Raw genomic sequence first — 9249 nt, forward strand, 5'->3', positions numbered from 1 at the left:
GGTCGGTGAAATCGCCGCCTACGCGATCGCCGGCGTGCTCTCCGCTGACGACGCCGTCGCACTGGCCGCCACCCGCGGGGCCGAGATGGCCAAGGCCTGCGCCAACGAACCGACCGGAATGTCGGCGGTGCTCGGCGGCGAGGAGTCCGCTGTGCTCGCCCGCCTCGAACAACTCGACCTGGTTGCGGCCAACCGCAACGCCGCCGGCCAGATCGTGGCCGCCGGCCGGCTGAGCGCGCTGGACAAGCTCGCCGAAGACCCGCCGGCCAAGGCCCGGGTCCGCGCCCTGGGGGTGGCCGGAGCGTTCCACACCAAGTACATGGCCTCGGCTCTTGACGGCTATGCCGCCGCGGCGGCCGCCATCGCGACCGCCGAACCCACCGCCACGCTGCTGTCGAACCGCGACGGAAAGCCGGTCACCTCGGCGGCCGCGGCGATGGACACGCTGGTCGCTCAGCTGACCCAGCCGGTGCGCTGGGACCTGTGCACCGCAACCATGCGTGAACGAGAAATCACGGCGACCGTCGAGCTTCCGCCTGCGGGCACGCTCACCGGCATCGCCAAACGCGAACTTCGGGGAACGACGGCTCTTGCCGTCAAGGCGCCCGCAGACCTGGACGCATTGGCTGAACTCTAAATCCAGCCGCGACCAGTACAACCACATACCGCCTAAACAAATCAGTTCGATCTATACACAACACATTACGAAGGGAAGACGCCGTGGCCGTCAGTCAAGAAGAAATCATCGCCGGTATCGCCGAGATCATCGAAGAGGTCACCGGTATCGAGCCGTCCGAGGTCACCCCGGAGAAGTCGTTCGTCGACGACCTGGACATCGACTCGCTGTCGATGGTTGAGATCGCAGTGCAGACCGAGGACAAGTACGGCGTGAAGATCCCCGACGAGGACCTCGCCGGTCTGCGCACCGTTGGCGACGTCGTCTCCTACATCCAGAAGCTCGAGGAAGAGAACCCCGAGGCTGCCGAGGCGCTGCGCGCCAAGCTGGAGACCGAGAACCCCGACGCCGTTGCGAACGTCAAGTCGAGGCTGGAAGCGGACAGCAAGTGAGCAAGCCTTCCACTGCTAATGGCGGTTACCCCAACGTTGTGGTAACCGCTGTCGCGGCAACGACATCGCTCGCGCCGGACATTGAGAGCACGTGGAAGGGCTTGCTGGCCGGAGAAAGCGGCATCCACGTTCTCGAAGACGAGTTCGTCACCAAGTGGGATCTGCCGGTCAAGATCGGTGGCCACCTCAAAGAGCCCATCGACGAGCACATGAGCAGGCTGGACCTACGGCGCATGTCGTATGTCCAGCGGTTGGCCAAATTGCTCAGCGGTCAGCTCTGGGAGTCCGCGGGCACCCCCGAGGTCGACCCCGACCGGTTCTCGGTCGTGGTCGGCACCGGCCTGGGTGGCGCCGAACGGATCGTGGAGACATACGACCTGATGAACGAGGGCGGCCCCCGCAAGGTGTCGCCGCTCGCCGTTCAGATGATCATGCCCAACGGCGCCGCGGCGGTGGTGGGCCTGCAGCTCGGGGCCCGTGCAGGCGTGATGACGCCCGTATCGGCCTGTTCGTCAGGTTCCGAGGCGATCGCCCACGCGTGGCGTCAGATCGTCATGGGTGACGCCGACTTCGCTGTTTGCGGCGGTGTCGAAGGTCTCATCGAAGCGCTGCCTATCGCGGCGTTTTCGATGATGCGGGCCATGTCGACTCGCAACGATGAGCCCGAGCGCGCATCGAGGCCGTTCGACAAGGACCGCGACGGCTTCGTGTTCGGTGAAGCCGGGGCCCTGATGATCATCGAGACCGAGGAGCACGCCAAGGCCCGCGGCGCCAAGCCGCTGGCCCGGTTGATGGGTGCGGGCATCACGTCTGACGCATTCCACATGGTCGCTCCCGCGGCGGACGGCGTGCGCGCCGGTCGTGCCATGACACGGTCGCTGGAGCTGGCGGGGTTGTCCCCCAAGGACATCGACCACATCAACGCGCACGGGACGGCAACACCGATCGGTGACACCGCCGAGGCCAACGCCATCCGGGTTGCCGGTTGCGAGCAGGCCGCAGTGTACGCACCGAAATCTGCACTGGGACACTCCATCGGCGCGGTCGGGGCGCTCGAGTCGGTGCTCACGGTGCTCAGCCTGCGCGACGGCGTCATCCCACCGACGCTGAACTACGAAACACCCGACCCCGAGATCGACCTTGATGTTGTTGCGGGCGAACCTCGCTACGGCGAATTCCGTTATGCAATCAACAACTCGTTCGGCTTTGGCGGCCACAACGTGGCACTTGCCTTCGGGCGTTACTGAGTCTGGAAGGAACGTTCGCAAGACCCATGACAGAGCTGGTTACCGGGAAAGCGCTCCCGAATGTGGTCGTCACTGGCATTGCCATGACGACCGCACTGGCAACGGACGCCGAGAACACGTGGAAGTTGTTGCTCGACGGCCAAAGTGGCATCCGGACCCTCGAGGATCCATTCGTCACGGAATACGACCTGCCGGTCCGCATCGGCGGCCATCTGTTGGAGGATTTCGACAGCCAACTGACCCGCATCGAGCTGCGCCGGTCGGGATACCTGCAGCGGATGTCCACCGTTCTGGGCCGCCGGGTGTGGGAAAACGCGGGTTCGCCCGAGGTCGACACCGGCCGATTGATGGTGTCCATCGGTACCGGCCTTGGCTCGGCCGAGGAGCTGGTCTTCGGATATGACGAGATGCGCACGCGCGGGTACCGGGCGATGTCGCCGCTGACCGTGCAGAAGTACATGCCCAACGGCGCGGCCGCGGCCGTCGGCCTGGAACGGCACGCCAAAGCCGGCGTGATGACGCCGATCTCGGCCTGCGCGTCGGGTTCCGAAGGCGTCGCACGTGCGTGGCAGCAGATCGTGCTCGGCGAAGCCGACGTGGCGATCTGCGGCGGCGTGGAAACGAAGATCGAGGCGGTGCCCATCGCCGGGTTCGCCAACATGCGCATCGTGTTGTCCACCAACAACGACGACCCCGCCGGCGCATGCCGCCCCTTCGACAGGGACCGCGACGGCTTCGTGTTCGGCGAGGGTGGCGCTCTGATGGTGATCGAGACCGAGGAGCACGCGAAGGCGCGTGGCGCGAACATCCTGGCCCGGATCATGGGGGCCAGCATCACCTCGGACGGCTTCCACATGGTGGCGCCGGATCCCAACGGGGAGCGCGCCGGGCACGCAATGACTCGGGCGATCCAGCTCGCGGGCCTGACCCCGGAGGACATTGATCACATCAATGCCCACGCCACCGGCACCTCGGTGGGCGACCTCGCGGAAAGCAAGGCCATCAACAACGCCCTGGGTAGCAACAAACCCGCGGTGTACGCACCCAAGTCCGCCCTCGGCCACTCGGTCGGTGCGGTCGGTGCGGTGGAGTCGATCCTGACCGTGCTCGCGCTGCGCGACCAGGTCGTTCCGCCGACGCTGAACCTGAAGAACCTCGACCCGGAGATCGACCTGGACGTGGTGGCGGGCAAGCCGCGGCCGGGCGACTACGAGTACGCGATCAACAACTCGTTCGGCTTCGGCGGACACAACGTCGCCATCGCCTTCGGGCGGTACTGACCCTGCTCAAACCCCGTGCAGCACACCGGAACAGGAGACCTGCGATGACAATCACGGCCCCCGAGGCGGTTGGCGAGTCGCTCGACCCCCGCGACCCGCTCTTGCGCTTGAGCAATTTCTTCGACGACGGCAGCGTCGAGCTGCTGCACGAACGTGATCGCTCCGGCGTGCTTTCCGCCGCGGGGACCGTGAACGGTGTGCGCACCATCGCCTTCTGCACCGACGGAACGGTGATGGGCGGTGCCATGGGCACCGAGGGCTGCTCGCACATCGTCAACGCCTACGACACCGCCATCGAGGATCAGAGCCCGATCGTGGGTATCTGGCACTCCGGTGGGGCCAGGCTGGCCGAGGGTGTGAAGGCGCTTCACGCGGTCGGCACCGTGTTCGAGGCGATGATTCGCGCCTCCGGTTACATCCCGCAGATCTCGGTGGTCGTCGGATTCGCCGCCGGCGGGGCCGCTTACGGGCCGGCGCTGACCGACGTCGTCATCATGGCCCCCGAGGGCAGGGTGTTCGTCACCGGTCCCGACGTGGTGCGCAGCGTCACCGGCGAAGACGTCGACATGGCGTCGCTGGGCGGCCCGGACACCCACCACAAGAAGTCCGGGGTGTGCCACATCGTCGCCGACGACGAGCTCGACGCCTACGAGCGCGGTCGCCGCCTTGTCGGATTGTTCTGCCAGCAAGGACATTTCGACCGTAGCAAGGCCGAGGCCGGCGACATCGACATCAAGGCACTGCTCCCCGACTCACCGCGGCGGGCATACGACGTGCACCCGATCGTCACCGCGATCCTCGACGACGGCACGGAATTCGACGAGTTCCAGGCCAAGTGGGCGCCGTCGATGGTGGTCGGGCTGGGCCGGCTGTCCGGGCGGACCATCGGTGTGCTCGCCAACAACCCGTTGCGCCTCGGCGGCTGCCTGAACTCCGAAAGCGCCGAGAAGGCAGCACGTTTCGTGCGCCTCTGCGACGCCTTCGGCATTCCGCTTGTCGTGGTCGTCGACGTGCCCGGTTACCTTCCCGGAGTCGACCAGGAGTGGGGCGGCGTGGTGCGCCGCGGCGCGAAGCTGCTGCACGCGTTCGGTGAGTGCACCGTTCCGCGGGTCACGCTGGTCACCCGGAAGATCTACGGCGGGGCCTACATCGCGATGAACTCCCGCTCGCTGAACGCGACCAAGGTGTTCGCCTGGCCGGAGGCCGAGGTGGCGGTGATGGGCGCCAAGGCCGCCGTGGGCATCCTGCACAAGAAGAAGCTGGCCGCCGCGGCCGACCACGAGCGCGAAGCGCTGCACGACCAGTTGGCGGCCGAGCACGAGCGGATCGCCGGCGGCGTGGACAGCGCCATCGAGATCGGCGTGGTCGACGAGAAGATCGACCCGGCGCACACCCGCAGCAAGCTCTGCGAGGCGCTGGCTCAGGCGCCGGCACGCCGCGGGCGGCACAAGAACATTCCGCTGTAATCGCTACCGGCACAGGATCGTCGAAAGCGCTTCGCGCAGCTCGTTTTCGGGCTCAGCGGGTAGCTTGTCTGCGCGCCATCCGACGAAGTCGTCCGGACGAATCAGCAGCGCGCCTTCGGGCGAGAGCCCGGTAACTGCCGCCCATTCGTCGTTGTCGACGCGATGTGCGGCGATCGACGCCGAAGCCGCAGCGGCACACCATCGCTCGCTTCTCGTGAGCACGGTGAACCCCGAGCCGATCAGGTCGAGCGTCGAAACCCCGTCGCGCACCCACACGTGCGGGACTCGGGTGCCGGGCTGAGCACGTAACTCGTCCACCAGTTGCACGCCGTCGGGGTCCACCAAAGGCTCGTTGGGCACAACGCCCGCCGATTCATACCGGTAACCGATGAGGAGGTGGAACATCGAGGATTCTTCTTCGGCCTCCAAATGTGGCCGCTCAGCGCCCAACTCGAGTAGTTCAACCGTCGGGCCGGTGAGGGATTGGCGGGCGGCGAAGCGCCCCACCGGGTGACGCTCGGCGTGGTAGGTGGCAAGTAGTTCCGACCCGGCCGTCCCCTTCAGCACGGCAGCCAGCTTCCACGCCAGGTTATGCGCGCTCTGGATTGCGGTATTGGCTCCCCCGGCTTTGAACGGCGGCATGGTGTGCGCGGCGTCGCCGACGAGAAAGGCTCGCCCGCACTGAAATTGGTCGGCCACTTGTTCGTACGGTTGCCAAGCCGCGATGTCGATGACATCGATGTCGATCGGCTCGCCAACCGCCTTGTTAAGGATCTCGCGACAGCGTTGCGACGTGAACTGGTCCGCCGTCTCGCCTTTGCCCGGAAAATACGTTGTGATGAACATGCCGAGATCACCCTCGGCCGGAATGAGGATGCCGTCCACGTCAGCGTTCTTGATCTGTACCCCATCGCCGTATCCCAGGTGCGGGACGAACTTTTGCCACGGCGCACGGAAGTAGAAGAAGACGACGTAAATCGGCAGCGCGCCGTAGCCAGAAGTGTTGATACCCAACCAGTTACGTACTGGACCGTGGGTCCCGTCGGCGCTGACGAGATAGTCGGCGCGCACCGTCTTCGACTCGCCCGACTCCCGGTCGTGCAGCACCGCCGTGACGCCGGTTCCGTCCAAGTCCAGCGTGGAAAGTTCGGTGCCATAGCGCACTTCGCTGCCGCGTCGCCGCGTCTCGGCGAGCAGGATCGGCTCGAGCCTGCTTTGCGGGCAGTACTGCACGGCGGGTTCGGGGCTGAGCGTGTCCATACCCGCGAAGATCGCGTCGATGTCGATGGCCGGCTCTTCTGCTGCGCTGTTGAGCGTCGGCTTGACGACCAGCGCCGAAACGTTGTCAGCGACCTTGTGCACCTCGTCGCGCAGGCCCAGGCCGCGCAAGATCTCCAAGCTGCGAAAGCTCAGGTTGCGGGCCTTCGGATAGATGAAGACTTCACGTCGCTTCTCCACCAGCAGCGTGCGGATCCCGTGTTGGGCGAGCAGCGCCGAGGTGGCCAGCCCGGCGGCGCCGGCCCCGACGATAAGTACAGGCACACGCACAGTCATCGTTGACTCCGTCCGACAGAAAACGGCAGTTACTATAAAACGATAGTAACTGTCATTATTTTGTCAATCGGAAGGCGCGCCGCCTAGCCGAAGCGACCCAGGAACTCCTTGGCCACCGAAACGGCCCGCTCGCGATCGTCCGGTACCAGCCCTATCCGGGTTCGCCGATCGACGATGTCGGCGATGTCCAGGGCGCACTCGTGGGTGATCGCGTATTCGAATTCCGCCCGGGTGACGTCGATGCCCTCGGCGACCGGGTCCGTCGGCCGATCGCACGTGGCGGTGGCGATGACATTGGGCGCCTCGGCGCCGTAACGCTGCACCAGCGACACGGGCAGCGCGGCGTCGGGCGACTCCACCGTGAGCCCGGGATTGACCGATGCCCCGATCAGCGGCAGATTGCGGGTCTGGCATTTTCCAGCGGGCAGGTGCCGCAATTTGACCGCGTGATCCAGAACGTCCTGTGCCATATAGCGGTACTCGGTCAGCTTGCCGCCGATCACGCTGATGACGCCGGACGCCGACTCGATGACGGCGTGTTCTCGCGAGACGTCGGCGGTGCGACCTTCACCCGTGTCGATCAGCGGCCGAAGCCCCGCGTATGCGCCGATCACGTCGGCCGGTCCGAGCGCGCTCCCCAGCGCGGTGTTCACTGTGTCCAGCAGGAACCTGACCTCCTGCGCGGACGGCTCGGGCACGTCCGGGATCGGACCGGAAGCGGCCTCGTCGGTCAGCCCGAGATAGACCCGGCCCAGCTGCTCGGGCATGGCGAAGACGAACCGGTTGAGTTCTCCGGGGATCGGAATCGTCAGCGCCGCAGTCGGATTGCCGAAGGCGCCGGCATCGAAGACGAGGTGGGTCCCGCGGCTGGGTCGCAGCCGCAGCGATGTGTCGATCTCGGCCGCCCACACCCCCGCCGCGTTGATGACCGCGCCGGCCGACACATCGAAGGATTCGCCGGTGCGCCGGTCGGTCAGCCGCACCGAGGTGCCGGTGGCCTCCGATGCGGCCACGTAGGTGAGGATTCGGGCGCCGTGCTGTGCCGCGGTGCGCGCGACGGCGGTGACCAGTCGGGCGTCGTCGATCAGCTGCCCGTCGTAGGCCAGCAAGCCGCCGTCGAGGCCCTCTCGAGAGACGGTGGGCGCCATCTGTACGACCCGCTGCGCCGAGATGCGCCGCGACCTGGGCAGTATCGACGACGGCGTACCGGCAAGCACCCGCAACGCATCGCCTGCGAGGAATCCGGCGCGCACCAATGCCCGGTTGGAGCTCTCCATCGACGGCAGCAGCGGAACCAGCTGCGGCATCGCGCGCACGAGATGAGGGGCGTTGCGCGCCATCAGGATTCCGCGTTCGATGGCGCTGCGCCGGGCGATGCCGACATTGCCGGTCGCCAGGTAGCGCAACCCGCCATGGACCAGCTTGGAACTCCAGCGGCTGGTGCCGAACGCCAAGTCGTGTTTTTCCACCAGCGCCACCCGTAGCCCGCGCGACGCGGCATCCAGCGCGATTCCGGCACCGGTGATCCCGCCGCCGATCACGACGACGTCGAGTGGCTCGCCGTCGGCGAGCGTCTTCAGGTCGGCCTCGCGACGCGCGGCATTGAGATCGGCGAACATCAACATAGGTATCCATTCAGCGAGTAGGCGAGTTCGGCGGCCAGCGTGTCCGCGTCCAAAATCGGTTCGACGATCTGGGCCGACTGGATGGTCGATTGAGCGATCAACAACACCATCGCGGCCATTTGGACCGGGTCGCCGGCGCGCACGCTCCCGCTGCGTTGGGCCACGCGCAGCCGGGCCGCAAGGGCGTCGATGAGCATGTGTTGGCTGGTTCCGAGGCGCTGCGTGATGTAGATCGGCGCGAGTTCCGAATGCAGCACCGACATCACCAGCTTGTCGCGGCGCAACAAATTGGCCACCGTAACTATCTGTCGCACAAGCGATTCCCGGTCCTCGCCGAGCAGTGGCGCGTCGCGCATGACGTCGGTGATGTGCCGGGTCAGCAACGCCGCGACAATCGAGGGCGTGTCCGGCCAGCGGCGGTACACCGTCGGCCTGCTAACACCCGCGCGTCGCGCTATCTCGGCGAGGGTCACCCGTTCCACGCCGAAATCGACCACACAGCTGGCCGCCGCCGCGAGGATCCGTTCCCCGGCATCCAAACTAGCGTTACTGATTGACAGCATGTGTAATACTGTAACGCATGACGGACGCCGAGGGTCTCATCCCGCCGATGAAATGGAACGCGTGGGGAGATCCCGCCGCCGCCAAACCGCTTTCGGAGGGGATCCGGTCGCTGCTCAAGCAGGCCATCGGCGTCGAGAATTCCGGCTCCGCCGAATTGCGTCCCGACCAAGTGAGGTTGCGCCCGTCCGCGCTGTCGGACACGGACCGCGAAGCGCTGGCGGGCATCGTCGGCGCCGAATACTGCCGCACCGCGGACAACGATCGGCTGCTACACGCCGGCGGCAAGTCCACCATCGACCTGCTGCGCCGCAAGGACTCCGAACAGGACGCGCCCGACGCCGTGTTGCTTCCCACCGACGACGACGCCGTAGTCGCGATCCTGCGATACTGCTCCGACCGCGGCATCGCGGTCGTCCCGTTCGGCGGCAGCACCAGCGTGGTCGGC

9 protein-coding genes are annotated in these 9249 nt (G+C 66.4%); 6 read left to right on the forward strand and 3 right to left on the reverse strand.

What is annotated here, in order from left to right; all coding sequences use genetic code 11:
• From JOZ00_RS26365 to JOZ00_RS26385, 5 genes are all read left to right on the forward strand, one after another.
• Positions 1 to 637, forward strand: a 637-nt coding sequence (locus JOZ00_RS26365) for an ACP S-malonyltransferase (RefSeq protein ID WP_293350395.1), incomplete at its 5' end; no start/stop codon positions are given.
• Positions 638 to 720: 83 nt separating this feature from the next.
• Entirely contained in the window at positions 721 to 1068 is a 348-nt protein-coding gene (gene acpM / locus JOZ00_RS26370; protein ID WP_064877187.1) for a meromycolate extension acyl carrier protein AcpM, read from the forward strand.
• Positions 1065 to 2315 (forward strand): 3-oxoacyl-ACP synthase KasA, encoded by a 1251-nt coding sequence (gene kasA, locus JOZ00_RS26375; protein ID WP_293350415.1) that lies wholly within the window; start codon positions 1065 to 1067, stop codon positions 2313 to 2315. Before acpM ends, kasA begins: the two co-directional genes overlap by 4 nt.
• 26 nt (positions 2316 to 2341) lie before the next feature.
• Complete coding sequence (gene kasB, locus JOZ00_RS26380) at positions 2342 to 3595, forward strand: 3-oxoacyl-ACP synthase KasB (RefSeq protein ID WP_293350418.1); 1254 nt, start codon at positions 2342 to 2344, stop codon at positions 3593 to 3595.
• A gap of 44 nt (positions 3596 to 3639) precedes the next feature.
• Complete coding sequence (locus tag JOZ00_RS26385) at positions 3640 to 5061, forward strand: acyl-CoA carboxylase subunit beta (protein WP_293350421.1); 1422 nt, start codon at positions 3640 to 3642, stop codon at positions 5059 to 5061.
• A gap of 3 nt (positions 5062 to 5064) precedes the next feature.
• On the opposite strand, the gene JOZ00_RS26390 is transcribed toward JOZ00_RS26385, so the two are convergent.
• From JOZ00_RS26390 to JOZ00_RS26400, 3 genes are all read right to left on the reverse strand, one after another.
• Positions 5065 to 6615, reverse strand: a complete 1551-nt coding sequence (locus JOZ00_RS26390) for an FAD-dependent monooxygenase (protein ID WP_293350424.1) — start codon at positions 6613 to 6615, stop codon at positions 5065 to 5067.
• An 83-nt stretch (positions 6616 to 6698) separates the two neighbouring features.
• The gene (locus JOZ00_RS26395; RefSeq protein ID WP_293350427.1) at positions 6699 to 8240 is read right to left on the reverse strand and encodes a glycerol-3-phosphate dehydrogenase/oxidase; all 1542 of its coding nucleotides are present in this window, start codon (positions 8238 to 8240) and stop codon (positions 6699 to 6701) included.
• Positions 8234 to 8803, reverse strand: a complete 570-nt coding sequence (locus JOZ00_RS26400) for a TetR/AcrR family transcriptional regulator (protein WP_293350430.1) — start codon at positions 8801 to 8803, stop codon at positions 8234 to 8236. The genes JOZ00_RS26395 and JOZ00_RS26400 overlap by 7 nt, the downstream gene beginning before the upstream one ends.
• 47 nt (positions 8804 to 8850) lie before the next feature.
• Here JOZ00_RS26400 and JOZ00_RS26405 point away from each other — a divergent pair.
• Positions 8851 to 9249, forward strand: a 399-nt coding sequence (locus tag JOZ00_RS26405; protein WP_366022416.1) for an FAD-binding protein, incomplete at its 3' end; no start/stop codon positions are given.

This window comes from Mycobacterium sp. (genome assembly GCF_019243155.1).
In the GTDB taxonomy this organism is placed as follows: Bacteria; Actinomycetota; Actinomycetes; order Mycobacteriales; family Mycobacteriaceae; genus Mycobacterium.

What these genes read in the sequence shown, in the direction of transcription:
- JOZ00_RS26385 (WP_293350421.1), top strand. Translation starts at nt 3,640, where the DNA reads ATGACAATCACGGCCCCCGAGGCGGTTGGCGAGTCGCTCGACCCCCGC.
- JOZ00_RS26390 (WP_293350424.1), bottom strand. Translation starts at nt 6,615, where the DNA reads ATGACTGTGCGTGTGCCTGTACTTATCGTCGGGGCCGGCGCCGCCGGG.
- kasB (WP_293350418.1), top strand. Translation starts at nt 2,342, where the DNA reads ATGACAGAGCTGGTTACCGGGAAAGCGCTCCCGAATGTGGTCGTCACT.
- JOZ00_RS26400 (WP_293350430.1), bottom strand. Translation starts at nt 8,803, where the DNA reads ATGCTGTCAATCAGTAACGCTAGTTTGGATGCCGGGGAACGGATCCTC.
- JOZ00_RS26395 (WP_293350427.1), bottom strand. Translation starts at nt 8,240, where the DNA reads ATGTTGATGTTCGCCGATCTCAATGCCGCGCGTCGCGAGGCCGACCTG.